General features: G+C 46.5%; 25 protein-coding genes. 19 read left to right on the forward strand and 6 right to left on the reverse strand.

Annotation, left to right across the window (positions count from 1 at the left end; translation table 11 throughout):
• Position 1: 1 nt before the first annotated feature.
• From guaA to ICV90_RS03025, 9 genes are all read left to right on the forward strand, one after another.
• Positions 2-1,609 carry a glutamine-hydrolyzing GMP synthase gene (guaA, locus tag ICV90_RS02985; protein ID WP_215359574.1) on the forward strand — a complete coding sequence of 536 codons (1,608 nt, stop codon included), beginning with the start codon at positions 2-4 and terminating at the stop codon, positions 1,607-1,609.
• A gap of 30 nt (positions 1,610-1,639) precedes the next feature.
• Positions 1,640-2,437, forward strand: coding sequence for a ferritin-like domain-containing protein (locus ICV90_RS02990; RefSeq protein ID WP_215359576.1), 798 nt, complete (start codon positions 1,640-1,642; stop codon positions 2,435-2,437).
• Positions 2,438-2,472: 35 nt separating this feature from the next.
• A complete protein-coding gene (locus tag ICV90_RS02995; RefSeq protein WP_251367776.1) occupies positions 2,473-4,344 on the forward strand; it encodes a radical SAM protein in 1,872 nt (623 codons plus the stop codon).
• A gap of 108 nt (positions 4,345-4,452) precedes the next feature.
• Positions 4,453-4,713 (forward strand): hypothetical protein, encoded by a 261-nt coding sequence (locus ICV90_RS03000; protein WP_215359578.1) that lies wholly within the window; start codon positions 4,453-4,455, stop codon positions 4,711-4,713.
• 28 nt (positions 4,714-4,741) lie between these two features.
• Entirely contained in the window at positions 4,742-5,395 is a 654-nt protein-coding gene (gene queE, locus ICV90_RS03005; RefSeq protein WP_215359580.1) for a 7-carboxy-7-deazaguanine synthase, read from the forward strand.
• A 35-nt stretch (positions 5,396-5,430) separates the two neighbouring features.
• Complete coding sequence (gene queD, locus ICV90_RS03010; RefSeq protein ID WP_215359581.1) at positions 5,431-5,895, forward strand: 6-carboxytetrahydropterin synthase QueD; 465 nt, start codon at positions 5,431-5,433, stop codon at positions 5,893-5,895.
• On the forward strand, positions 5,896-6,354 hold the full coding sequence (tadA, locus tag ICV90_RS03015) for a tRNA adenosine(34) deaminase TadA (protein WP_215359583.1): 459 nt from the start codon (positions 5,896-5,898) through the stop codon (positions 6,352-6,354).
• Complete coding sequence (locus ICV90_RS03020; RefSeq protein WP_215359585.1) at positions 6,351-7,295, forward strand: LD-carboxypeptidase; 945 nt, start codon at positions 6,351-6,353, stop codon at positions 7,293-7,295. Before tadA ends, ICV90_RS03020 begins: the two co-directional genes overlap by 4 nt.
• Positions 7,296-7,375: 80 nt before the next feature.
• Entirely contained in the window at positions 7,376-7,942 is a 567-nt protein-coding gene (locus tag ICV90_RS03025) for a heme-binding protein (protein WP_215359586.1), read from the forward strand.
• Here the strand turns inward: ICV90_RS03025 and ICV90_RS03030 are convergent.
• From ICV90_RS03030 to ICV90_RS03050, 5 genes are read right to left on the reverse strand one after another with little or no spacing between them, the layout of a single operon-like run.
• Entirely contained in the window at positions 7,939-8,826 is an 888-nt protein-coding gene (locus ICV90_RS03030) for a 23S rRNA (adenine(2030)-N(6))-methyltransferase RlmJ (RefSeq protein ID WP_215359588.1), read from the reverse strand. The genes ICV90_RS03025 and ICV90_RS03030 overlap by 4 nt on opposite strands.
• A gap of 6 nt (positions 8,827-8,832) precedes the next feature.
• Positions 8,833-9,624, reverse strand: coding sequence for a phosphatase PAP2 family protein (locus tag ICV90_RS03035; protein WP_215359589.1), 792 nt, complete (start codon positions 9,622-9,624; stop codon positions 8,833-8,835).
• Between the two features lie 5 nt (positions 9,625-9,629).
• Positions 9,630-10,889: a glycosyltransferase family 9 protein gene (locus tag ICV90_RS03040; RefSeq protein ID WP_215359591.1), complete on the reverse strand. Its 1,260-nt coding sequence runs from the start codon at positions 10,887-10,889 to the stop codon at positions 9,630-9,632.
• A 17-nt stretch (positions 10,890-10,906) separates the two neighbouring features.
• A complete protein-coding gene (locus ICV90_RS03045) occupies positions 10,907-11,950 on the reverse strand; it encodes a lysylphosphatidylglycerol synthase transmembrane domain-containing protein (protein ID WP_215359593.1) in 1,044 nt (347 codons plus the stop codon).
• Positions 11,951-11,999: 49 nt separating this feature from the next.
• Positions 12,000-13,496 carry a glycosyltransferase family 39 protein gene (locus tag ICV90_RS03050; RefSeq protein WP_215359595.1) on the reverse strand — a complete coding sequence of 499 codons (1,497 nt, stop codon included), beginning with the start codon at positions 13,494-13,496 and terminating at the stop codon, positions 12,000-12,002.
• Positions 13,497-13,543: 47 nt separating this feature from the next.
• Here ICV90_RS03050 and ICV90_RS03055 point away from each other — a divergent pair, with 47 nt between their 5' ends.
• On the forward strand, positions 13,544-14,341 hold the full coding sequence (locus tag ICV90_RS03055; RefSeq protein ID WP_215359597.1) for a DUF3047 domain-containing protein: 798 nt from the start codon (positions 13,544-13,546) through the stop codon (positions 14,339-14,341).
• A 50-nt stretch (positions 14,342-14,391) separates the two neighbouring features.
• Here ICV90_RS03055 and ICV90_RS03060 read toward each other — a convergent pair whose 3' ends face one another.
• The gene (locus ICV90_RS03060) at positions 14,392-16,659 is read right to left on the reverse strand and encodes a cation-translocating P-type ATPase (protein ID WP_215359599.1); all 2,268 of its coding nucleotides are present in this window, start codon (positions 16,657-16,659) and stop codon (positions 14,392-14,394) included.
• Between the two features lie 51 nt (positions 16,660-16,710).
• Here ICV90_RS03060 and ICV90_RS03065 point away from each other — a divergent pair, with 51 nt between their 5' ends.
• From ICV90_RS03065 to ICV90_RS03105, 9 genes are all read left to right on the forward strand, one after another.
• A complete protein-coding gene (locus ICV90_RS03065) occupies positions 16,711-16,905 on the forward strand; it encodes a heavy-metal-associated domain-containing protein (protein ID WP_215359601.1) in 195 nt (64 codons plus the stop codon).
• A gap of 67 nt (positions 16,906-16,972) precedes the next feature.
• The gene (locus ICV90_RS03070; protein WP_215359603.1) at positions 16,973-17,620 is read left to right on the forward strand and encodes a DUF47 domain-containing protein; all 648 of its coding nucleotides are present in this window, start codon (positions 16,973-16,975) and stop codon (positions 17,618-17,620) included.
• 80 nt (positions 17,621-17,700) lie between these two features.
• On the forward strand, positions 17,701-18,642 hold the full coding sequence (locus tag ICV90_RS03075) for an anion permease (RefSeq protein ID WP_371743885.1): 942 nt from the start codon (positions 17,701-17,703) through the stop codon (positions 18,640-18,642).
• Positions 18,643-18,772: 130 nt separating this feature from the next.
• Positions 18,773-19,861 carry an iron-sulfur cluster carrier protein ApbC gene (apbC, locus tag ICV90_RS03080; protein WP_215359606.1) on the forward strand — a complete coding sequence of 363 codons (1,089 nt, stop codon included), beginning with the start codon at positions 18,773-18,775 and terminating at the stop codon, positions 19,859-19,861.
• 32 nt (positions 19,862-19,893) lie between these two features.
• Positions 19,894-20,409, forward strand: a complete 516-nt coding sequence (locus tag ICV90_RS03085) for a DUF3305 domain-containing protein (protein ID WP_251367778.1) — start codon at positions 19,894-19,896, stop codon at positions 20,407-20,409.
• The gene (locus ICV90_RS03090; protein ID WP_215359610.1) at positions 20,409-20,975 is read left to right on the forward strand and encodes a DUF3306 domain-containing protein; all 567 of its coding nucleotides are present in this window, start codon (positions 20,409-20,411) and stop codon (positions 20,973-20,975) included. Before ICV90_RS03085 ends, ICV90_RS03090 begins: the two co-directional genes overlap by 1 nt.
• Before the next feature lie 11 nt (positions 20,976-20,986).
• Positions 20,987-23,077, forward strand: a complete 2,091-nt coding sequence (locus ICV90_RS03095) for a 4Fe-4S binding protein (protein WP_215359612.1) — start codon at positions 20,987-20,989, stop codon at positions 23,075-23,077.
• Entirely contained in the window at positions 23,074-23,724 is a 651-nt protein-coding gene (locus tag ICV90_RS03100) for a molecular chaperone (RefSeq protein WP_215359614.1), read from the forward strand. The genes ICV90_RS03095 and ICV90_RS03100 overlap by 4 nt, the downstream gene beginning before the upstream one ends.
• Before the next feature lie 115 nt (positions 23,725-23,839).
• Positions 23,840-24,061 (forward strand): hypothetical protein, encoded by a 222-nt coding sequence (locus ICV90_RS03105; RefSeq protein WP_215359616.1) that lies wholly within the window; start codon positions 23,840-23,842, stop codon positions 24,059-24,061.
• Positions 24,062-24,128 lie beyond the last annotated feature (67 nt).

Genomic DNA, 24,128 nt, shown 5'->3' on the forward strand with positions numbered 1-24,128 from the left:
CGTGCACGACAAAATACTGATTCTCGACTTTGGTTCGCAAGTAACTCAACTCATTGCTCGGCGTGTACGTGATGGACGCGTGTATTCAGAGATCCATCCCTACGATTGCGATCCTGAATTCATTCGTAAGTTTGTTCAGGAACAGGGTGGTAAAGGCATTATTCTTTCTGGCGGCCCAAGTTCCGTCACTGAAGACGGTAGTCCCCGTGCACCCCAAATCGTTTTTGAGCTTGGCGTGCCTGTTTTGGGGATTTGCTACGGCATGCAAACCATGGCTACCCAATTAGGTGGCACAGTTGCTTCCGCAGAGTCTTTGGGTAAAGCGCGTGAGTTTGGTTACTCCGAAGTGCGCGCTCATGGGCACACAAATTTGCTTAAAGGCATTCAGGACTTCTCCACCAGTGAAGGTCATGGGATTTTGAAGGTATGGATGAGTCATGGTGACTCAGTCACCTCAATGCCACCTACATTTAAGTTAATGGCCTCTACTGAGTCTTGCCCAATTGCCGGCATGGCGGATGAAGAGCGTCGCTTCTATGCATTTCAGTTTCATCCAGAAGTCACTCATACCATTCAAGGCACTGCAATCATTGAGCGCTTTGTGCACGAGATTTGCCAATGCAAACCGGACTGGGTAATGGGTGATTACATTGCAGAAGCGGTTGAGAATATTCGCAAGCAAGTAGGTGATGAAGAGGTCATACTTGGTTTATCTGGCGGCGTTGACTCTAGTGTTGCTGCGGCCTTAATTCATCGTGCGATTGGCGATCAGCTCACTTGCGTATTTGTGGATCATGGCCTGCTTCGTCTGAATGAAGGCGACATGGTGATGGAAATGTTCGCGCGGAATTTGGGTGTGAAGGTAATTCGTGTCGATGCTAAAGAGAAATTCATGGGTGAGTTGGCTGGTGTTGCTGATCCAGAAGCCAAGCGCAAGATCATCGGTAAAGAATTTGTAGAAATTTTTCAGACTGAGTCTGGGAAGATTCACAATGCCAAATGGCTAGCTCAAGGAACCATTTATCCGGACGTGATTGAGTCTGCTGGCAAGGGCAAGAAGGGCGCTCACACCATTAAGAGTCACCATAACGTTGGCGGCTTGCCTGAAGACATGCATCTCAAATTGCTCGAGCCCTTGCGTGAGCTCTTCAAGGATGAAGTTCGTGAACTTGGTGTAGCTTTAGGTCTCCCGCGTGAAATGGTGTATCGCCATCCGTTCCCAGGTCCAGGCCTTGGCGTACGTATCTTGGGTGAGGTCAAAGCGGAGTTTGCGAGCTTGCTGCAACGTGCTGACGCCATTTTCATTGAAGAGTTGCGCAATACGATTGATGAAGCTAGTCAAAAATCTTGGTATGACCTTACTAGTCAAGCGTTCGCTGTTTTTTTGCCAGTGAAGTCTGTCGGTGTCATGGGCGACGGCAGAACATATGAATATGTTGTTGCTCTCAGGGCGGTTCAAACCCAAGACTTTATGACTGCGCATTGGGCTCACTTGCCGCATGAGTTGTTAGGTAAGGTTTCCAACCGCATCATCAATGAAGTGCGCGGCATCAATCGAGTTGTATATGACATCAGCGGAAAACCGCCTGCAACGATTGAATGGGAATAAGGGGTAGGCGATTTAAGCCTGCCAATATTCATGCTTGAGTTACGCGAAGCTTCACTCGTAATCCTAGCAAGCACTGATGCACAAAACAAAGTAAGTCAGTTACTCGGTTTGTTTGATAGCTATCACAAACAACAAATTACTCTGGATATTGCCCATAAGATAGATGCTCAAGGCCTTTCTCTACCTGGGCGTCCGCTAAAGCCAGAATTGGTACTTCCTAAGCTAGTTCCCAAAAGAAGAATGGATACGCCTGAGGGAAGGGCGGGCTTATTACATTCGCTTGCCCATATTGAATTTAATGCGATGAACCTTGCACTAGATGCCATCTGGCGTTTCCCAGATATGCCTAAGGAATACTATGAGGACTGGTTAAAGGTTGCTAAAGAAGAGGCCTATCACTTCAGCCTGGTAAACGAACATTTGCATGTGCTTGGGTTTGCTTATGGAGATTTCCCTGCTCATAATAGTTTGTGGGAGATGGTCGAGAGAACAACGGATTCGGTGATTGCCAGAATGGCCTTGGTACCCAGAACAATGGAAGCAAGAGGCTTAGATGCGGTGCCAGCGATTCGAGATCGCTTCAAGCAAATTAAAGAAGTTCGTGCGGTGGAGATATTGGAAATTATTCTCAATGATGAAATTGGTCATGTGTTGATTGGCAATCGTTGGTTTAATTTCTTGTGCGCCCAAGATAATATTTCTCCAATCACTGCTTATCGAGAGTTGGCTGCCAAATATCGTGCGCCTGTTTTAAAGCCCCCATTCAATATGGAGGCCCGCAAGCAAGCTGGCTTTACAACTGAAGAGCTAGCTCTTCTTGGTTCATAGTAAATATGATGAAGGTATTAAGTCTCATTCCACCCATGACTCAGCTGAATACGCCATATCCTTCTACGGCTTATCTCACTGGGTTCTTGAGGTCTCGTAGTGTTGACGCTGTTCAAGAGGATCTTGCCTTAGCTTTGGTGCTCAGTTTCTTTACTCCAGGGGGTATGGCTGAGATTCATGCCGAAGCGCTCACTGTTCCTGAAGAGAGCCGCAGTGCGAGCGTTAATTTTTTCCTAGACTACTTTGATGCCTATCAATCCACTATTGCTCCTACCATTGGCTTCTTGCAGGGGCGCGATAGCACTTTAAGTCATCGTATCAATACCCGTGATTTTTTGCCTGAGGGGCCACGCTTTGCTTCTCTTGATGCATTTGATGACGAGGAGGCGGGTGATTCTTTGTCTTGGGCCTTTGGTGCTCTGGGGTCGCAAGACAGGGCGCGACATCTAGCCACCCTTTATCTCAATGATTTATCCGATGTATTGCGTGATGCTGTTGATGATCGCTTTGAATTCGTGCGCTATGCAGAATCCTTAGCAAGTAGTCAACCTACGTTTACGCCTTTGGCCGATGCGCTACAAGCTAAACCAACGCTTATGGATCAGCATTTACAAGTATTAGCTAGTAAAGCAATTGAGCATCACCAGCCAGACTTAGTGCTCCTATCTGTGCCTTTCCCAGGGGCAATGTATGCGGCCTTGCGTATCGCCCAGGTGATTAAAAAATCACATCCAGAAATCAAGATTGCTTTGGGTGGTGGTTATGTCAATACTGAGCTTCGAGAGCTATCTGATGCTCGTATTTTTGATTATGTAGATTTCATTACGCTAGATTCTGGCGAGAGGCCGTTGCTTGCCTTGCTTGAGCACCTTGGTGGCAAGCGTTCCGCGGAGAGGCTGATACGCACCTTTATTCGCAATTCCAAAAACCAAGTGCAATATCTGAATTGGCAAGAGCTTGATGTGCCTTTTGAAGAGGTTGGAACTGCTACTTGGGATGGATTACCGCTGGATTCTTATTTATCTCTTTTGGATATGCTTAATCCGATGCATCGCCTATGGAGTGACGGCCGCTGGAATAAGTTAACTGTTGCGCATGGCTGTTATTGGAAAAAGTGTAGCTTCTGCGATGTATCTCTTGATTACATCTCTCGTTATGAAACTGCGTCAGCCAGTTTATTGGTGGACCGCATTGAGCAAATTGTTCATGAGACTGGGCAGACAGGATTTCATTTTGTGGATGAAGCTGCGCCACCTAAGATATTAAAAGCACTGGCTGAGGAGCTCATTCGCCGTAAGATCGTGATCTCTTGGTGGGGTAATATTCGCTTTGAGAAAACCTTCACACCTGAATTGGCGGAGCTTTTAGCAAAAAGTGGATGTATTGCGATGTCTGGAGGTCTTGAAGTAGCCTCTGATCGTCTGCTCAATCTCATGAAAAAGGGTGTATCAGTAGAGCAGGTCGCTCAAGTTACCAAAGGTTTCTCGGATGCAGGAATCTTGGTTCATGCTTATTTAATGTATGGTTTCCCTACGCAAACCGTCCAGGAGACGGTGGATGCCCTGGAATATGTAAGGCAGCTTTTTGAGAATGGCTGTATACAAAGCGGCTTCTTTCATCGTTTTATCTGTACCGTGCATTCTCCTGTGGGTCTGAATCCGCAAGAGTACGGAATTGAACTCATTCCATTGCCGGAAATTACTTTCGCTAAGAATGATGTCGCCTTTATTGATCCAACCGGGGTTGATCATGATGTGCTCGGTCAAGGGCTAAAAAAGGCCATCTATAACTATATGCATGGCGTAGGCTTTGAGATCAAAACTAAGTCTTGGTTTGATGGTTTGGGCATTGCCGTACCAAAGACAACTATCCCTAAGAATTTCATACAAAACGCTTTATATCGCTAGCCCATGCCTATGTAGCCACTGGAATTACAGACTGGCTGGAATGAATTTTTTACAACCCAATACCAAGTGCCCGCATACCCCGATGGAAGTTACTAATGTGGGCTTAGTATGACTGCATCGCAATGGGAGCGGATTAATACCCCCGCTGGGCAATTTTTAGTGTTGCGGATTCATAGCGAAACACCGAATTTTGTAAGTAATGACTTATTTAGGGTTGGCAATCAACGGCAAGAGGGCTTGCGGTTTACGCCAGAAATCGGACGTTGGGTTATTCGGCGCAGTTCGGGGCGCTACATCACTGCTGGCGTTTATTGGGCTAATGCCTACTGGGAAGACTACCTGGAGTGGGAGTTAATCTCCTGGAAATAAGCAAAGCGCTTAAAATAGACTCATTGCTATGTATACCGTAAAAGAACTATTTCCCACACTCCAAGGCGAAGGCACCCACACTGGTAGGGCGGCCGTATTTTGTCGTTTTGCTGGATGCAATCTTTGGAGCGGTCGTGAAGAGGATCGCGCAACAGCTATTTGCCAGTTTTGCGATACCGATTTTGTAGGTAGCGATGGTGCTGGGGGTGGCAAGTTTGAAACTGCCGCTTTACTTGCTGATGCCATCGAGGCTTCATGGCGTAGCACCTTAGCCGGTCCCCAGCAGCGTTATGTGGTTTTCACGGGTGGAGAGCCACTCTTGCAATTAGACGAAGAGTTGATTGCAGCGCTTCATCAAAAAGGTTTTGAAGTGGCGATTGAAACGAACGGCACCATTAAAGTTCCCAAAGGAGTTGATTGGGTTTGTGTAAGCCCTAAAGCTGGCTCTGATCTGATTGTTCTTCAAGCGGATGAGTTAAAGCTAGTCATCCCACAAAATGACCATCAAGCCTTAGAAAAACTCATGGCCCGCTTTGAGGGAATGGATTATCGTAATCGTTTCTTGCAACCCATGGATGGGCAAAACCTCAAAAGTAATACTGAGTTAGCAGTAAGCTTATGTCAAAAGCGGCCCTTGTGGAGATTGAGTTTGCAATCTCATAAACTGATTGGGATTCGATAGTTGACTATGCTCAAATAGGATTAATTAAGTACCGAATGACAAATAAACAGCCTGCCATCTCTATTACCCGCCGCCTTGAGTTTGACTCCGGGCATCGTATTCCCAATCATGATGGTCAATGTCGGCATCTGCACGGACATCGCTATGCAATAGAAGTCACGCTGACTGGTGAGGTAGCCGATCATCCTGGTAAAGCAGATGATGGCATGGTGCTCGACTTTGGTGATATCAAGCGTTTAACAAACCAATACGTAGTGGATCTTTGGGACCATGCATTTTTAGTGGCCAAAGAGGACGAAGGTCTGGTTGCATTCTTATCAACCTTACCTGATCACAAGACGGTCATCATGGAGCATGTCCCAACTGTTGAGAACTTAGCTAACGCAGCTTTTGCAATCTTGAAACCCGTTTTCAGCAAAGCTTTTAGTGGCCGCTTAGAGCTCACTTCCATTCGTCTTTATGAGACGCCCAATTGCTGGGCTGATGTGCATCCTGTCTAAATGACGCAAACAGAGCTTGACCAGCAATATATGCTTATGGCAATTGAGCAAGCTCAGTTGGCAGCGCAATCAGGAGAAGTTCCTGTAGGCGCAGTGCTAGTTCGGGATGGCCAAGTCATCTCGAAGGCATTTAACAAGCCGATTGCAAACCATGATCCTAGCGCCCATGCTGAAATGCTAGCCTTGCGAGAAGCCGCGCTAGTCGATGAGAATTACCGTATCCCAGGTAGCACCTTATATGTCACTCTTGAGCCTTGTGCGATGTGCTCCGGTGCTATTCTCCATGCTAGGATTGATCGAGTGGTTTATGGGGCACAAGACCCCAAAACAGGTGCTGCTGGTAGCGTGCTAGATATATTTTCTTCAAAACAGATTAATCACCAGACCAGTGTTGAAGGTGGCATCATGAGTGAAGAGTGCGGTCAATTGCTGCGTGATTTTTTTAAGGGGCGACGTTGAAATCCATTCACCTCATTGCTCCTTCTGGGGCAAGCTTAGATAGTAAAAGTCCATTAGCTGGTATTGACTGGTTTGGACGTCAAGGTATTGCTATCCAAAACGCAGATTGCGTACATCGTGTCCATGAACGCTTCGCTGGCAACGATGATGAACGTCTTGCTGAGTTAAATGCCATATCCAAATTAGAACCTCAGACTGTAGTGATGTCTATGCGTGGGGGTTATGGTCTCCATCGCTTGCTACCTGGTATTGAGTGGCAAGCAATTGCAAAGGCTATTCAAAACGGCTTGCAAGTCTGTGGGCACAGTGATTTCACTGTCTTTCAGTTAGGATTGCTAGCAAAAACTGGCGCCATTTCTTTGGCTGGTCCGATGCTGAACTATGACTTTGGAAGGTTAGGTGATGATGGTGCGCCGGTAGTGCCGGATGAGTTTATGTGGAAGCATTTCCAGGCCGCAGTTCAAGACCGAAGGCTGGATTACCAAGTGTCGACCCCACAATCTTTCTTGGGTAAAAAAAATGCGCACTCAATCACAGGTTTATTGTGGGGCGGTAATTTAACGGTTCTGGCTGGTTTGGTGGGTACGCCATATCTTCCAAGCGCTCAGCAAACGCAAGGCGGGGTCTTATTTTTGGAAGACGTGAATGAGCATCCTTATCGAATTGAAAGAATGTTGATGCAGCTTTTAGATGCTGGCATCCTTGCAAACCAAGCAGCCATACTGTTGGGTGGATTCTCTGCCTATCGTCTTTATGACAACGACAAGGGGTATTCGCTCGAGCGGGCGATTGAGGCGATTCGTAAACGCTTGCCAAAAGATATTCCAATCTTAACTGGGCTGCCATTCGGACATCAGGCCAATAAATTAACTTTGCCTGTTGGTGCTCAAGCGGATTTAAATTGCAATTCAAATGGATTTGAACTTAAAGCGCAGTGGTAATGTTTACCGAGACCCGTGCGGGAAACTCTTTGTTTAAAAGTCTTTTAGTTTTCATTGCACTCACCCTTACAGGAGCAGTTATGGCAACCGAAGAGCCAAAATATGCTGTTCTCGAAAAAGAGTCACCTTTTGAAATCCGCTCTTATGCACCCATGATTATTGCTGAGGTACAAGTTGAGGGTGATTTAGATGAGGCCTCGAGCCAAGGATTTCGCTTGATTGCTGCTTATATTTTTGGTCAGAATCAAGTGAGCGAAAAAATTGCAATGACTGCGCCAGTGACAGTCGAAGATCAATCGGTGAAGAACGCAAAGATTGCAATGACTGCACCAGTGGGAATTGAGTCTAAAGCCGGCAAATGGACGGTGTCATTTGTCATGCCCGCTGAGTACAGCATGGAGACGATTCCCAAGCCAATTAATCCTCAAGTGCAATTACGCCAGATTCCCGCGGTAAAAAAGGCGGTGATTAGCTTTAGCGGTTTTTATAACACCCAGAAAGTGGCCGAGAAAACGCTGGAACTAGAACAGTGGATGAAGTCTCGTAATTTGCACAGTGTGGGAAGTCCTAATTTCGCGCGTTACAACCCGCCTTGGACTTTGCCCTTCATGCGTCGCAATGAAGTCATGCTCACTTTGCGTGACTAGTTCTTAGCTTCGAAGCTCTTCAATAAAAATTGGCCGCCGCCATTGATGCCTAAAGCCTTCGTCAAGGTCGGTAGTGCCTGCGCTAGATGTTTTTCTAGAGTCCATGGTGGGTTGATGATGAACATCCCGCTAGCTTGCAAACGGCGTTCGCCAGGCGCATTTTCAACGCGTAATTCTGCATGTAACCAAGAGCGTTTATGTGCGGTGGCAATTTTCTTTAGACGATCAGGCAGCGCCGCCGATTCTCTTCTGGGTAGTACCGGATACCAAATCGCATAGCAGCCAGTGGTAAAGCGTTGCAGCGCCTCTTCCATGGCGAGCTCAAGATAACGATAGTCTTGCTTGTCTTCGTAAGAAGGATCTATTAATACTAGGCCGCGTCGACTAGGAGGGGGTAGCAGTCCTTTGAGTCTGGCAAAGCTATCCTCAGCATAAATATCAATCTGTTTAGACTGTTTTAGTTCGCCAATATTGTGGCGCAGAATATCAATCTCTTTGGGATGAAGCTCAAATAGCTTGAGTCGATCTTGTGGACGCAGCAGGCGGGCCAGAATAAAGGGGGAGCCAGGATAGGTATTCAATTGCCCTTCAGTATTCTCGGCATCAATGCACTTCAGGTACTCTTGAATACTCCCGGGGATTGGAGTGTTTGCGTGATGGCAAGTTTCTACATATTGCTTGAGGCGGAAGATTCCACCATCAGCTTCTTTGCTCACTGTAGAAAAGCCATCTTGCAAGCTGTAGATACCGGCGCCTGCATGGGTATCAACAAAGGTAATTGCTACGGGCTTCTCTTGAAGATACTGAACTAAGTGAATTAAGGTTAGGTGCTTGAGGATGTCTGCGTGACTTCCAGCATGAAATGCATGTCGATAACTAAACATCTTGAATTATTCTGCCTTGCGAGGCGCTTGAGTAAATTGCGCCCTTACATAAAATACTAGGGTGAAAGCCACAATGGCAATGGAGAGATACTGCAATGGCAGATTTAACTCCAGATCCATGATTTGAGTAAGGTGGGCGTACATTGCGATAACGCCGCCAAGCGCAATGAGATGCGACCAGATTTTTCTTGGCCCCAGTTGGGTTTCTGGAAATTGATTAGCCGCTAGGGCCCCGAGCATTCCACACCAAATACCAACACCTGCACCACCTAAAACATCAGTGAGCCAATGAGCGCCAACAGCGCTACGTGATAAGCCCACTAAAGTGGCAAGCAAAAATAGTGGCATCAATGGAGCGCGTTTTTCTTTGGCTGCGGAAAAATACAAGGCGCTTGCAATGGCAAATGCAGTGAGAGTATGTCCAGACGGGAACGCTCTATAGAGTAACGCTTCACCAATGCGATAAAAGCTGCCATCGGTTAGAACACCTGCAGGTCTTGGCAAATCAAAGAAGCCTTTTAATACCGCGCTTGCTAATGCGGCTATCCCACCGGCAAAAATTCCAGCAGTCAGCATTCTTGGTGCAAGCAACAGCAATGGAAAGGCGAGCGCAAACACTCCCCAACCATTGCCTAAAAAAGTAAGCCAAGCCCAAAGGGTGTCTGGCAGTAATTGCGTAAAGCGGTTAATGAATAAAAAAGTACTACTTTGTAACTCGCCAAAGTAGATTGCGCAAGCGAGCGCAAGAGGAGCTAGCGGAATGAACCAAGCAAATGTAGGAATTGCCTTTTTGTTCATCCAGCTTAGCGAGCCTTTACCTTATCGGCGTCTTGCAATTGCTTAATCACTTTATCGAGCACTTGTGGAACGGTGATGGCCTGCATGCACACATTGTCCTGACAAGGGGTTTTACGGTGATTGGCAGCGCTCACGCAGGGCGAGCAAGCTAGGTTGGCGGTGATTGCGATGGAGTTACCAACTGATCCATAAAGGGCTGGAGTCTCAGGTCCAAAGAGGACAACTGTTCTCAGTGGCGTCACGGCTGAAAAGTGACCAGGACCAGAGTCGTTGGTAACCATGACGTCTGATAGTGTGTACAACGGTGGCAACTCAGCAAAGCCGACCTGCCCAGCAAAATTCAATGCATTTTTAACATTGGCAACAGCGCGAACTTTTTCAACATACACAAACTCAGCAGGTGAGCCGGTAATCAAGATGAGATCGCTGGGATATTGTTGATGGATTGCTTGAATCAACTCAGAGAAACGCTGTTGTGCCCAGCGGCGTTGTGGAAGTAGATCACTTGCATTCGGATTGATCAGAATGAGGCGGTCTTTCCCCGGGGTGTAATTAATGCGCGCCTCTTTAGCCATTTTTTCAATACGCTCGCGCACCTTTTCTAGCGCGCTTGGATTGATGATGGCTTGCTCTAGACGTACCTCAGAGTCCGGAATCTCAATCTTGCTAAATGGAACTTCAATTTTTTGGGCAAATGCCGCATGAATTAAAGATAGAAAATTCTTAGTAATGTGGATATGCGGGTTGTAGTGCACCTTGCGAGTGAGCATGAAGCCGCGCCACAATCCTTCACCATGAAAAATGTGATAACCGACGCGACGACGAGCACCACACATGCCAGTCAGTAGGGCGGTAAATCGAGAGAACAACTCTAGGTCAATGACAGTATCAATGCGGTGTTTGCGAGCAAGAATCAAAAAGCGCAGCGTATCCTTGATTAATCCTCCCAAGCTAGATGAGTCAATTGTGAAGATATTTTCTGGTTTAACGGTATTAAGTAAAGTCAGGCTAGCGCGATTACTTTTGAAAATCAAGAAAAATAATTCTGCTCCACGAGCTTTCGCATTACGCATTGCAGGGTCTACTAGAATGGCGCTTCCCATTTCCGAGAGTTCAATAAAGAGTAATTTTTTTGGAGTCTCTGGGCCGTGATTGAATATATTTTTTATGCGATCAATCAAAGCGATAAATGGGCTAACGATTGCACAAAGAGGTACGCCGACCCAATGATCAATCGCACGCATAGTGTTGACGCTAATAGTCATAGTTTGGCTCTAAAAAATTATTTTCGTTTTAATAAAAAATAGGCGCCTGGTAGCACCGATAAAACAGTAATTGCTCCGTAGCTAATAGAGGCTAATACTGTTAGCGAGGGGTTAACACCCCATAAGGCCAGGACCGATGAAAGGGTGGCTTCACGCAAGCCCCATCCCGAAATACTGATCGGTAACATGAGTAACAGGCTAAGTGCAGGTAAGCCAATCATTAAACCTTCGATAGGCGCATCTACACCGTAAGCCTTAAGGCAAAAGAGTAGCGTCAAAATAGTGAGGAAATGAATGCCAATCGCCAGGCATGCCTGAGCAATATTGTTAGGCCAAGCAAATGCTAGCTGGATACCAGGCATGGCGTTGTTCATATTGAAGCGTTCTAAGAGTTTTTGCAGGAGTTGCTTGCTAGGTCCCCACGCAAGGATAAGGGCAATTGCTACGCCAGCAAGCAGCATTACTGCCATTACTGCGTAGCCCAAATCTTGACCCCAGGCTGCGAGTGTAGCGCCGCCCAATATCAAGCCAATCCCGCCTAGTAAATTGTTGCCCGCTAAACCAAGAAGGCGATCTACCAACACCATCGAAAAACTTAAACGCAATTTAGGAGTGGCGTGCTCAAGGTCTACTGAGTGATGAAGTTCATCATCCAACTCTTTAGTTTCTGAGAGATTGCCGGTGCTGGTCAAATGCGTTGCAGTAATGGCGCGATAACTATCACCACCCAAGGTACTAGGTAGACCTTGGTTAATGAGACCGCCTGCAAAGTAGAGGCCGATATAAGAGCGAATACGGCGGGGAAATCCCACTCTTTGCATAAACAAGCCCCAGCGATATCCGCCACAAATAAATGCCAACATCATGCTTGCTAGAGCAGCCAAGAACCATAGAGGCTGCATCTGAATATGGGTATCAAATAGTGAGCGCCAATCAATTCCACTCGTTGCTTTCCAAAGCAGAGCAACGGAGAGTAGAACGCGAATAGTAGGCCAAGCCTTCTTGAGAATGGATTTCCACCCCGATTGGATCTTTGGGGTGGGTTGGGCTTGTGAACTCATAAGCGTAAGGATAATGCCTCGGGCGCCTAAGGTCTTGAATTTGGGGGAATTACTCCGCTTGACCAGGACCTTGCCAGTGACTGCAAAGGCTAAAGTCAAATTTAGATAGAACTCGGCCAAATCGTACGACTTCTAGGCTATCCAAGGGCTCGCAGGCTTGGAATGCTGATTTATTGCCCACAGGCAGAGGGTATGGCATTCCAGACCAGTTAATCAGGAGTACATTTGCCCCTTTTGGTAAATCCCCAAACCAGAGATCAAACTGATCCTGTCTCTGGTCTAAAACATAAACTGGCGCAGGTGAAGCGTACCAAGCGGCTCGACTTCCTAAGGTCCAGTTTTGAACAGCAATGCCATTGGCTTTAGTGGCCTTAGCAAGGTCTGCTGCTTTTTGACCCGCCACTTTCCAGCCATATAAATCAGCAATCGGATTGGATTTGATTGAGGCCGAACTAATGCCACCTGACAATACATACCCAAAGCCGATACAACATAAAGCAATTTGAATAAAAAATAAAATGCGAATCCAGTAACGATGTTGCGTAGCCCAAGCTTTTGCCAAACCAACTCCGGCAAATGGTGCGAGACAGAACCAGGCAGGCGAAGTCCAGTGAGGAAGTCCACCTCCGCCAGAGAGGCTGACAAAAATTGCAAATGGAATCAAAAAGAATCCAAAGAGCGCAAGTAATGACAGTTTTGTGGCATGCATGCAGTCTTTTAAAAACACAACAGAACCCAAGATGAAAAGAGGACCAAAGACCAGTATTTGAATACCGATATAAGCGCCCAGCCTACGCCAGAGCCATTCTCCACCGCCACCATGGGCAAGTTGGTATTTGAATGAAATCCAATCGTTAGCCCAATTCCAATACAGGACGGGGGTGATCAGCAGCAGGGCGCTTAGCGCAGCAATCCAAAAACCTACTTTCGTGACCCATGGTTTTCTTGGTGTACTCAAAAAGACCAATAGCAATGCAAGCGCGGTAAAAGCGGCTGTGTATTTACTTAAGCCAGCTAAGCCCAACAAGACGCCAGTAATAATCCAATCACCAATACTAAATTGATCTTTACTCAGCCAACGTAAAGCCATCCACATCAGACCAAGGCTTAATGGCGCAAGTAATGTATCTGGTAGTAAACCGATTGCCAGAATGTGCAACATGGGTGCAGCAATAACTGTTAAGACCGCCATTAGTCCGCATAAGTTTGCTGATGGCAGTGCACTGGTGAGATAGCCAGCGTTGCGCCCACGAATAAAGTGGTGCACTTCAACCGTAACTTCATAAACTAGGTAACAAGAGAGAATCCACAGCAACTCTGGAATGAGGCGAATGATGCCTTCCGAGGGGGTGAGCGTCACCAAGGGCCACTGAATCCAACCCACCAACGGTGGGTGATCAAAATAACTCCAGGCTAAATGTTGGGCATAGAGCGCGTAGTGGGCCTCATCAACTGAAAACTCTATTGAAAAGCCCAGAGCCAGGTGCACTACCGCGGCAATGAGGATGCAGATTGCAGCCCAGCTGGAAGGTGATTGTTGACGCATGTGATGATTTTAGACTCACAGAGACCATTCTTTGGGACAATTAAGACATGCTTAAGCAAGCCCTCCCACATTTAATCCTTGGCGCAGTCGTATTTTTGACTGGATGTGCTGGGCTGAGCGGAGAATCTGTGCAAAACGAGGCAGGACAGGCATTTAATGTCGATCAATTGCCAGCGCAAGAAGAGCTGCCCAAATTCTCAGCTGAAACAGCGCGTGCTGGCATGCCTAATGGTTGGAATTTTTACCGCATAGCACCCTTTAAAAAGAACACGGTATATCGCCTAGAAAATTATCAAGGCCGAACAGTCTTGAGTGCGAATTCAAAAACATCTGCCTCCGGGTTAGCTGTCAAGTTACGCCCTCGTCAGGCAAATAATTTGTGGCTGCAATGGGAGTGGAAGGCCATCAACCCAATTGTGAATGCTGATAATGCGGATGCTTACGCAGATGATGCTCCGCTACGTATCTTGGTTGCATTTGACGGCAATAAGTCAAAATTACCTTTAAAAGAAAAAATGACTTTTGAAATGGCTAATCTTATTAGTGGTCAAGAAATGCCATATGCCACATTGATGTACATCTGGTCTGGAAAGTCCCCTGTGGATGCCATCATTCCAAATGCGCATACCTCTCGCATCAAAATGATTGTCGTGGATTCTGGTTGGGATGGTTTGGATCAGTGGCACAAGCATCAGCGTGATTTAGCGGCCGACTATAAGCGTGCCTACGGTGAGAGCCCTGGCCAAGTCATTGGTATTGCCTTACTTACTGATACAGACAATACCAAATCAGAAGTGGGTGCGTATTACGGTGACATTGAACTCATTCGCAAGAAGCCAAAATAACTTACTTCCAAATAAGCAACAATCTGCAAGCAAGCAACGCTTGTTATGAATTAATGTGCAGGACGCCAGCGCTTGAGTAGTAGGGCGTTGCTAAGAACACAGAAGCTCGATAAGGCCATGGCGCTGCCAGCTAGCATGGGTGACAGATACCCCAGTGCTGCCAATGGAATCCCGGTGGCATTAAAGATAAAAGCCCAGAATAAATTTTGCTGAATCTTTTGCCAAGTCCGCTTGGAGATATCGATAGCATTCGCAACCAGAGTGGGATCGCCGCGCATTAAGGTAATGCCGGCAGCTTGCATGGCCACATCAGTACCGGTAGACATTGCCATACCCACATCTGCAGTTGCCAAAGCAGGCGCATCATTCACGCCATCTCCTACCATTGCAACAAATTGACGTTCACCATCTTTCGATTGGAGTTGGCGAATAATTTCTGCTTTATTACTAGGCATAATTTGTGCAAACACTTCTTGAATGCCAATAGTTTTGGCAACACGATTGGCGGCGGCAATATTGTCACCAGAAAGCATTACTGCGCGAATATGCAACTTATGTAGTGAAGTAACCGCCTCTTGAGTGTTATCTTTGAGTTCATCTCCAAAGGCAATGATCGCAATGGGCGAGGAAGGATTTTCATTGCTCATTAATACGGAGACAGTTTGACCGGCATCAAAACAGGCTTGTGCCTTTGCAAGTATTACGGAGTAGTGGGGATTGCCTTCTAACGATGCAATGCTTTGTAGGTTCAGACTAAGGCCCAGGAAAACGCCAGCGCTTGGCCTGCCGCTAATACCAATGCCAGGCAGGGCTTTGCTGTCTGTTGGTGTGATGGGATTTAAGCCTCTTTGTTTAGCGGTATCTAACAGTGCTTTTGCAAGAGGGTGCTCACTACCAAGTTGTAAACCTGCTGCACTTTCGAGAATGTCATCTAGCGCATACGAATCACCAAAAGGAATAATCTCTAGCAGTCTTGGTTTGCCAATAGTGAGGGTGCCTGTTTTATCGAAGGCCACTACGTTTAAGCGATGCGCCAACTCTAATACCTGTGGATCTTTAATGAGGATTCCAAAGCGTGCTGCAACGCCAGTGCCTGCCATGATGGCTGCAGGTGTTGCAAGACCCAGCGCACATGGACATGCAATAACGAGAACTGAGACTGCACGCAGTATGGCGACAGATGCAGAGTCTAAATAAAACCAGTTCGCTAATCCAGTAATGAATGCAATCACAATCACGCTAGGGACAAAAATTGCACTCACTTGATCAACTAATTTTTGTATAGGTGCTTTTTGGGTTTGCGCATCCTCTACTAAAGAAATAATTTTTGAGAGAACGCTCTCAACGCCTACTGCCTGAGCCTCAATCACCAGTAGGCCTTCACCATTAAGGGAGCCGCCAATGACCTTTTCACCAAGATGTTTTTTGACAGGATCGCTTTCTCCGGTGAGGAGGGATTCATCAACATGGCTATTGCCAAGTAAGATGATTCCATCTACCGGTATACGTTCACCTGGCAACACTAAGATGCGATCTTTAGGGAATACCTGATCTAGAGGAAGATCTCGAAATTGGTCTAATGCAGAGTCCTCACTGATCACAATATTGCGCTCAATGACTTTGGCATGCTCAGGCCATAGCTTTTGCAAGGCGAGTATTGCTTCACTAGTTTGTTGCTTGGCTCTGGCTTCCAGCCATTTACCAAGCATGACCATGCAGATAATGACGGCTGATCCTTCAAAATAGAGTTCATGACTTGCATGCGGTGATGCAATCATTTGATACACACTTAATCCGTAGGCTGCACTTGTGCCGAGCGCGACTAACAAATCCATATTGCCAACACCCGACATCAGAGATTTGAAGCCTGCTTTATAAAAGCGCCATCCTAAAAAGAATTGCACTGGAGTTGCAAGCAATAGTTGCCATGTCGGTGACAGTGACCAATGAATGCCAAAAGGCATGAGGAACATGGGCAGAAAGAGTGGGGCTGAAAGACTGAAACCTAGAATGACACGACCCAGACCATCAGTCCCCCAGAACAATTTAGAGGGGGCTAACTCTGGAATGCCGTGGGGCGCACTGATTTTGGCTGAATAACCTGTTTTTTGTACTAAAGCGATGATGTCATCGATTTTGACCCCGGAATCAGCATTTACGCGAATTTTGGCTTGTTCAGTTGCTAAATTCACACTGGCTGCTTCCACCCCTGGAATCTTGTCTAAAGCCTTTTCAACCCTGCCAACACAAGAGGCACAGGTCATCCCGCCGATATCTAGAGTAAATAGCTCTGAATTAGTGTCTTTTTGGGGATCCATATAGAAGATAATCTACTCTATACAAGCCATATTCACATCAAAAGGGCCAATATGTTGAGTTTAAAAGTTTCCGGAATGACCTGTGGGGGCTGTATTAATGCCGTCACTCGGGCAGTGCAGGCCCAAGATCCTCAGGCTAAAGTTCAGGCGGATTTGGCAAGTCAGACCATCACTCTCGAAACCACCCTATCTGCCGCGCAAGCGAGCCAGCTCATTACAGATGCCGGCTTTCCAGTTGTTCAATAGCAATTGTTTAGAATGTCGGCAAACCTAACAAATCCCCGTAGTTTTTGTTCCTAAAGGATCGTGATCTATGTTCTTCAGTAAGTTAATGCCTCACGATGGTAATTTCTTCGAGCTATTTAATGAGCACGCTAGCAATATCGTTTCCGCCTCCGAATCTTTTTTGAAGTTCGTTGAGTATTACGGCGATGAAGCATTACGCGCTAAATACACCCAAGAGGTTGATAAAGCAGAGCATGCATGTGACGATGTTGTGAAAGAAGTGCATCGTCGTTTGCATAAGACCTTCATCACACCTATCGATCGCGATCAAATTTTTTCACTCATCAATACGATGGATGACGTAGCTGATTTATTGCAAAACGGTACTGAAGCAATGCATTTGTATGACGTGAAGCAAATGACGCCAGAGATGTTGCAAATGGCAGAGCTTTGCAATCAGTGCTGCATCAGCATGAAGAACGCCGTTGCTACATTAAAAGACATCTCTGATCCAGAGGTAGCTAAAGCAGCGTTAAAGACTTGTGATGAAATTGATCACCTGGAGTCTGGGGCTGATCGCCTACTTTCTACCGCTATTACTAGGTTGTTCCGTGAAGACATCGAAGTGCGTGAGCTGATTAAGTGCCAGCGTATTTACGAATTGCTCGAGGAAGTTACCGATAAATGTGAAGACGTTGCCAACTTGGTTGAAGGCATTGTTCTTGAAAACTCTTAAGGCGAATTAAGTTGCCAGCGACAGAAGTAGCCTTTTGGGTTGTAGCGCTATTAGTAGTGCTAGCTCTTGCATTTGATTTCATGAACGGCTTTCATGATGCTGCCAACTCCATTGCGACGGTGGTTTCTACTGGCGTTTTAAAGCCGCAACAGGCGGTAGTGTTTGCTGCCTTCTTTAACTTTCTTGCCATCTTCATTTTTCATTTAAGTGTGGCTGCCACGGTTGGTAAAGGTATTGTTCATCCGGCCGCGGTTGATTTGCACGTGATCTTTGGTGCTTTGGTGGGGGCGATTATTTGGAATGTGGTTACTTGGTATTACGGCATCCCATCCAGTTCATCTCATGCTTTGATTGGCGGCTTAGTTGGGGCGGCGTTGCCAAAGGCCGGGGTGGATGGCTTGGTCTGGTCCGGCATCATCAAAACGGTTTCCTTTATTTTCATATCTCCGCTAGTGGGTTTCTTGCTGGGCTCACTGATGATGTTGTTAGTAGCCTGGGTTTGCAAAAACGCTAACCTAGCAAAAACGGATCGTTGGTTCCGTCGTCTGCAGCTAGTTTCTGCCAGTGCCTATAGTTTGGGTCACGGCGGCAATGATGCTCAGAAGACCATCGGCATTATTTGGCTCTTGCTCATCATCACGGGTTACGCAGAAGCTGGTGCCAAGATGCCTCCGACCTGGACCATTATTTGCTGCTATATCGCCATTGCGATGGGCACAATGTTTGGTGGCTGGCGGATTGTAAAAACCATGGGTCAAAAGCTGACAAAACTCAAACCAGTAGGAGGCTTTTGTGCTGAAACTGGTGGCGCCATTACTTTATTTGCAGCAACAGCCTTGGGTGTTCCTGTTTCGACTACCCACACAATTACTGGGGCTATTGTCGGTGTTGGCTCAACTCAGAGAGCCAGCGCGGTGCGCTGGGGTGTCGCTGGAAACATCGTTTGGGCCTGGATCTTCACCATCCCAGCCACGGCTTTGATGTCGATGGCAGTCTATTACCTGAGTTTGCTGATTTTCTAATGTGATAGATAGAAGGTGCTCAAGGGCGCTTTCAGCAAATATTGGCGGCTACGAGTAAGCTAGCGCTAATTAAGAAAATACTAAAAAACTTAGAAGTCCATTCTAAGGTTAACCATATTAGGAGAATGTAGTGTCGGTTACACCAGAGTTGGTACAAGCAGCGCTAAAAAACTTAGTTGATCCCAATACGAAGATTGATTTTGTCACGGCAAAGAATATTAAAAATCTCCGCGTAGAAGGCGGCGATATTTCTTTAGATATTGTGCTGGGGTATCCCGCTAAAAGCCAGTTCGACTCGATTCGTAAATCGGTAATCAATGCCTTGCGTGAATTATCAGGCGTCAAAAATGTGAGCGTCAACATCTCAAGTCAAATCGTTGCGCATGCAGTGCAACGTGGAGTGAAGTTATTGCCCGGCGTAAAAAATATTATTGCAGTGGCTAGCGGTAAGGGTGGAGTAGGGAAGTCCACAACAGCCGTGAATCTCGCCCTAGCTCTTGCTGCGGAGGGTGCACAGGTTGGTATTTTGGATGCGGATATTTATGGCCCAAGTCAGCCAATGATGTTGGGTATTACCGGTAGACCGGACTCTATTGAAGAAAATACAATTGAGCCAATGGAAGCCTATGGTTTACAGGCAAGCTCAATTGGTTTTTTGATTGATGACGACGCACCCATGGTGTGGCGTGGTCCAATGGTGACTTCAGCGTTGGAGCAGTTACTTCGCCAAACCCGCTGGCGTGATCTTGACTACCTGATCGTAGATATGCCGCCTGGCACGGGCGATATTCAATTGACCTTGGCGCAAAAGGTTCCTGTTACAGGATCAGTCATTGTTACCACACCTCAAGATATTGCTTTGCTAGATGCTCGTAAGGGCCTCAAGATGTTTGAGAAGGTGGGTGTACCCATCATTGGCATTATTGAAAACATGAGTACTTACGTTTGCACTAAATGTGGACACGAAGAGCACGTATTCGGTACTGGCGGCGGTGAAAAAATGTGTAAAGAGTACGCCGTAGATTTCTTGGGCTCCTTGCCCTTAAACCTTTCGATTCGTGAGCAGGCTGATGCCGGGCGCCCAACAGTAGTGGCTGATCCAGATGGCGCTATTAGTGCTATCTATAAAGGTATTGCTAGACAGGTAGCCATCCGTGTTGCTACTCTATCTAAAGATATGAGCAGTAAATTTCCGAACATTGTGGTTCAAAACACCTGAGGCCCTGAACATTTATGCGCTTTGCAGTACTAATGCGTAAACAGAATATTGATAACCCATGGGTCTCGTTCCGCTGGGTGCCTCAGGAAGTGTTGCCTGATTTTGGGCAATTCAATAGTCAACAAAGTAAATCCATTGCGGGTCAGTTTCTTGGGCGTGATGCCGATGGTGAATCCTGGTTATTCACAGGTTATGAACTTGATCTCTTTCCGGACGAGGCTGAGGGCTACTATCTCAATGTTTCTGCTACAACACCCGCATGGTTTGTTATGTGGCGCTTGGAAGAAGATATTGAGCGTTATATCGATGAGCAATCACTTCCCTTGGCAAAGTCTGAGACTTCGTTTGCAGTGCCCCATCGTATTTGTGTCAGTTATAACGAAGCCGCTCGATTGCTCGATGGTGGTGAGTCGGTTGATACGATACCGCTGAGTGAGCAGCATGCCTCATGGTTGCAAGAGTATGTCAATGACAACTATCGACCGGAACCCAAAAAACGCCATAAGCCTGCTTCATTTAAGGGTGCGCAACGCCCTATGGAGGAATAATGGCCGATGGATTTCTGGGGCGCTGGTCTAAGCGTAAAGCTGGTAAAGAAGATGTCTCGCCAGAAAAAAAAGTAGAGGTTCCTAAAGAGCCTGATCAGGCTCCGCTCGTTGAGGGCGCTCAAGAGGCTGCACCTCCGCCAGCTACCCTAGAAGATGTAGTCAAGATCGATCGTTTCGATCCAGACTTTTCTGCTTTTATGAAGCCGGATGTAGACCCCGCTGTTCAGCAGGCTGCCCTAAAGAAAATGTTTACCGATCCCCATTTCAACATCATGGATGGGTTGGATATTTATATTGATGACTACAGTAAACCGGATCCGCTGCCACCTGGAATGCTGGAGAGAATGGTGCAAAGCGATATGCTCAACCTTTTCCGTAAATCGAGCGAAGAGCTTGGTCCAGAATCCCAGCAAAGCATAAGCCCAAGACCTGATCCACGGCTTGAGGCCGACACATTGGCAGCCGAACAGCAAACTGATTTAACATCCACACAACAAAAACCTACAGATCAGTTGGAAGAAGTGCCCAATAAGGTATCAATAGAGTCTGTACAGAAAAAAACCTAAGAAGATAGCGCATGAGTCAAAAATTAGTCTGCAACTGTAATGGCACCATGCCTTTGGATGCAAAAGCTATCGGGGTTCCGATTCATCAATCCTTATGCAGGCAGGAGGTCGGATCTTTTTTAAAAGCGCTAGATGGCTCTGATTCCCTGGTGATAGCGTGTACACAAGAGGGTGCACTTTTTAGTGAGCTCGCTGACCAAGCTGAAAAGCCATTGGTTGCGCCACTGCGTTTTGTCAATATTCGTGAAGTAGCTGGTTGGACTCAAGAGGCTAAAACATCCGGACCTAAAATTGCTGCGTTGTTAGCTTTAGCTGACATGCCTGAGGCTGAACCTGTTCCTGTTGTGAATTACGAAAGCCAGGGTAGATTATTAATTATCGGCGCTGGGTCACAAGCCATCCCTTGGGCTGAAAAATTAAGCCCATCGCTAGATGTTTCAGTCTTATGTACGCAGCCTGGCGACTTGCCGTTGACTCGTAGCTACCCAATCTTTACTGGCGCAGTAACCAAGTTAGATGGTTACCTAGGAAACTTTTCAGTAAGTTGGGATTTGCAAAATCCGATTGACCCGGAGATGTGTACTCGCTGTGGGGCATGTGTTGAAGTGTGTCCGGAGGGCGCCATTGATCTTTCCTTCCAGATTGATTTAAGTAAATGCAAGTCCCATCGTGACTGCGTTACTGCATGTGCCAGCATTGGTGCCATTTCTTTTGATCGCAAAGAGCGTGAACGCAATTCAGAATTCGATTTAATTTTGGACCTACGTGTAGATCCCAAGATGCGCATGAGTCAAACGCCGCAGGGGTACTTCGCTCCTGGTGTTGATCCCCTTGAGCAGGCGCTGGCAGTTAATCAACTCTCCGAGATGGTGGGGGAGTTTGAAAAGCCCAAATATTTTGCCTATAACGAAAAAATTTGTGCTCATGGCCGCAATGGCAAAGTAGGTTGCAGCGCTTGTATTGATGTTTGTTCAACAGGCGCTATTGGTTCAATCTTTAAAAATGGCCAAGGTTCTGTAGAGGTCAATCCAAATCTTTGTATGGGTTGCGGAGCTTGCGCAACTGCATGCCCTTCCGGGGCAATGCGTTACAACTACCCAAGCGTTGCTCATCAAGGTAAAGAGCTCAAAACGGTAGCGAGCGTCTTTACTGCCGAAGCTAAAAAGATCAATCAGGCGATGGCTCCCAGCTTACTTTTGCATACCCTAAAAGCAGGTACGCAAATGATTGATGGCTTGGGCAGATCGGCGCATGTCATGCCAAAGCAATTCGAAGGTCTCCCTGCATTTGTGATTCCTTATGGCATTGAGCATATTGCCTCTACTGGTTTGGACTTATGGCTGGGTGCGCTGACGTATGGTTTTGCGGAAGTGACTTTGTTATTAAGTGGAGACGAGGATCCTGCATATCGCGCAGTACTTGAAGAACAGGTAGTTTTAGCAAACAGCATTCTGAATGCGTATGGCTTTGACGATCGCATTCATCTGATCTTGGCTAGTTCTGCTGAAGATATAGCGGCTGTATCTAAAGCAATGGGCGTATTACGTCAGCGTGGATCACTCGGCCCGATCTGTACTCCTGCAAGCATTGGCTTATCGAATCAGAAACGCGAAACGCTTGAGGCAGCTTTAGAGCATTTGCAAAAACAAGCGAAGACTCCATTGCCGGAGATGGGTGTTGTGCTTCCAAAGTCTTCATTGTTAGGTGGTCTGACAATAAATAAAGATGCTTGCACCTTGTGCATGTCTTGTGTCAGCGGCTGTCCTGAAGGTGCGCTTTTAGACAATCCTGACGAGCCTATTCTTTCGTTTATTGAGAAGCAGTGTGTACAGTGCGGCATCTGTGTGCAAACCTGTCCCGAGAAGGCTTTAACTCTTGCACCTCGTTTGCAAACAGTTGAGCAACGCAAGCAACGGACTACCCTGAATGAAACCCAGGCCTTCCATTGCATTAGTTGTGGCAAGCCTTTCGGAACACTCAAGATGGTTGATTTGATGCTCAGTAAGCTTGGATCGCATGGTGCTTTTGCTGGGGCTGCAATGGATCGATTGAAGATGTGTAGTGATTGTCGAGTGGTGGATATGGTGAAAAAAGAAACATGAGCGAAATTGCAAAAGAAGTGGCAAAAGAGAATCTATCCGCCGAGGTAGGCGATGTAGGCTTACCTGAGGATTTGGCTAGGGCGGATTTATATGGCTTGATTGCCCGCTTTTTTCAGATGCCGCCTGATCAAGAGCTTTTAGATCAAATTACCGCTACCGCTGATCAGCAAGATGCTGCAGATGAGGCGCCCTTGGCTAAGGTTTGGATGGATGTAGTGGAGGTTGCTAAAAATAACCCTGCCAAAGCTTGGCATGATGAGTTTGATTTGAATTTCATTAGCGTTGGTAAGCCAAATGTCGTTTTGAATGGCTCCTTTTACATGGCAGGCCATCTAAACGAAAAGCCTTTGGTAAATATTCGTAAGGCTTTAGAAGGGTTTGGACTTGAGGCAGCAGAAGAGGTCACTGAAACTGAAGACCATATCTCGGCCCTTTGCGAGGTTATGCGTTACCTCATTGCGGGAGATGATGTAGAGATCTCAAACCTTACAAATCAAAGGGTTTTTTTCAATGAGCATATTCGTCCCTGGTATGACGAATTGTGCGATGCAATAGAAGGCATTCCGGAGATGCATCTGTATCACCCAATCGCAGCGCTAACTAGAGAATTCCTGGCAATTGAAGGCCAAGGCTTCGACATGATTTGATGTTGCATCGCAATATGAATATTGTCCTAATAACTAATAGTTACACCAATATGTCAAAAATGCGATTTCCTATTACACTTGACGCAAATCAAGAATAATTCCAGAGGAGTATGCAATGACTACCAAATTCAAGGTTGCCTTAAGCGAAGAAAACAAGCCATCGCGCCGTAAGTTCTTTATTGGTGCAGGCGCTGCAGTTGGAGCTGTCGCTGTAGTGAGTCAAACCCCAGTTGGCAAGGCGGTCATCCAAGAAATCAGTGGTGCTAAAGCTGTGCAAGATGTTGGTCAAACGATGACTGCTCATATGCGTAAGTACTACGAATCCACTTTGATTTAACTATCTTCGTTTCACTATTGCTTTCACTGTTTCAACATAAATAAAAAAACTTTCTCAGGGACACCAT

The sequence above is a fragment of the Polynucleobacter sp. JS-JIR-II-b4 genome (assembly GCF_018687815.1).
Taxonomy (GTDB): Bacteria; Pseudomonadota; Gammaproteobacteria; order Burkholderiales; family Burkholderiaceae; genus Polynucleobacter.

Excerpts from the sequence above, each read along its gene's own strand:
- ICV90_RS02990 (WP_215359576.1), top strand. The coding sequence starts at position 1,640 with ATGCTTGAGTTACGCGAAGCTTCACTCGTAATCCTAGCAAGCACTGAT.
- ICV90_RS02995 (WP_251367776.1), top strand. The coding sequence starts at position 2,473 with ATGACTCAGCTGAATACGCCATATCCTTCTACGGCTTATCTCACTGGG.
- ICV90_RS03000 (WP_215359578.1), top strand. The coding sequence starts at position 4,453 with ATGACTGCATCGCAATGGGAGCGGATTAATACCCCCGCTGGGCAATTT.
- queE (WP_215359580.1), top strand. The coding sequence starts at position 4,742 with ATGTATACCGTAAAAGAACTATTTCCCACACTCCAAGGCGAAGGCACC.
- queD (WP_215359581.1), top strand. The coding sequence starts at position 5,431 with ATGACAAATAAACAGCCTGCCATCTCTATTACCCGCCGCCTTGAGTTT.
- tadA (WP_215359583.1), top strand. The coding sequence starts at position 5,896 with ATGACGCAAACAGAGCTTGACCAGCAATATATGCTTATGGCAATTGAG.
- ICV90_RS03025 (WP_215359586.1), top strand. The coding sequence starts at position 7,376 with ATGGCAACCGAAGAGCCAAAATATGCTGTTCTCGAAAAAGAGTCACCT.
- ICV90_RS03030 (WP_215359588.1), bottom strand. The coding sequence starts at position 8,826 with ATGTTTAGTTATCGACATGCATTTCATGCTGGAAGTCACGCAGACATC.
- ICV90_RS03035 (WP_215359589.1), bottom strand. The coding sequence starts at position 9,624 with ATGAACAAAAAGGCAATTCCTACATTTGCTTGGTTCATTCCGCTAGCT.
- ICV90_RS03040 (WP_215359591.1), bottom strand. The coding sequence starts at position 10,889 with ATGACTATTAGCGTCAACACTATGCGTGCGATTGATCATTGGGTCGGC.
- ICV90_RS03045 (WP_215359593.1), bottom strand. The coding sequence starts at position 11,950 with ATGAGTTCACAAGCCCAACCCACCCCAAAGATCCAATCGGGGTGGAAA.
- ICV90_RS03050 (WP_215359595.1), bottom strand. The coding sequence starts at position 13,496 with ATGCGTCAACAATCACCTTCCAGCTGGGCTGCAATCTGCATCCTCATT.
- ICV90_RS03055 (WP_215359597.1), top strand. The coding sequence starts at position 13,544 with ATGCTTAAGCAAGCCCTCCCACATTTAATCCTTGGCGCAGTCGTATTT.
- ICV90_RS03060 (WP_215359599.1), bottom strand. The coding sequence starts at position 16,659 with ATGGATCCCCAAAAAGACACTAATTCAGAGCTATTTACTCTAGATATC.
- ICV90_RS03065 (WP_215359601.1), top strand. The coding sequence starts at position 16,711 with ATGTTGAGTTTAAAAGTTTCCGGAATGACCTGTGGGGGCTGTATTAAT.
- ICV90_RS03070 (WP_215359603.1), top strand. The coding sequence starts at position 16,973 with ATGTTCTTCAGTAAGTTAATGCCTCACGATGGTAATTTCTTCGAGCTA.
- ICV90_RS03075 (WP_371743885.1), top strand. The coding sequence starts at position 17,701 with ATGAACGGCTTTCATGATGCTGCCAACTCCATTGCGACGGTGGTTTCT.
- ICV90_RS03085 (WP_251367778.1), top strand. The coding sequence starts at position 19,894 with ATGCGTAAACAGAATATTGATAACCCATGGGTCTCGTTCCGCTGGGTG.
- ICV90_RS03090 (WP_215359610.1), top strand. The coding sequence starts at position 20,409 with ATGGCCGATGGATTTCTGGGGCGCTGGTCTAAGCGTAAAGCTGGTAAA.
- ICV90_RS03095 (WP_215359612.1), top strand. The coding sequence starts at position 20,987 with ATGAGTCAAAAATTAGTCTGCAACTGTAATGGCACCATGCCTTTGGAT.
- ICV90_RS03100 (WP_215359614.1), top strand. The coding sequence starts at position 23,074 with ATGAGCGAAATTGCAAAAGAAGTGGCAAAAGAGAATCTATCCGCCGAG.
- ICV90_RS03105 (WP_215359616.1), top strand. The coding sequence starts at position 23,840 with ATGACTACCAAATTCAAGGTTGCCTTAAGCGAAGAAAACAAGCCATCG.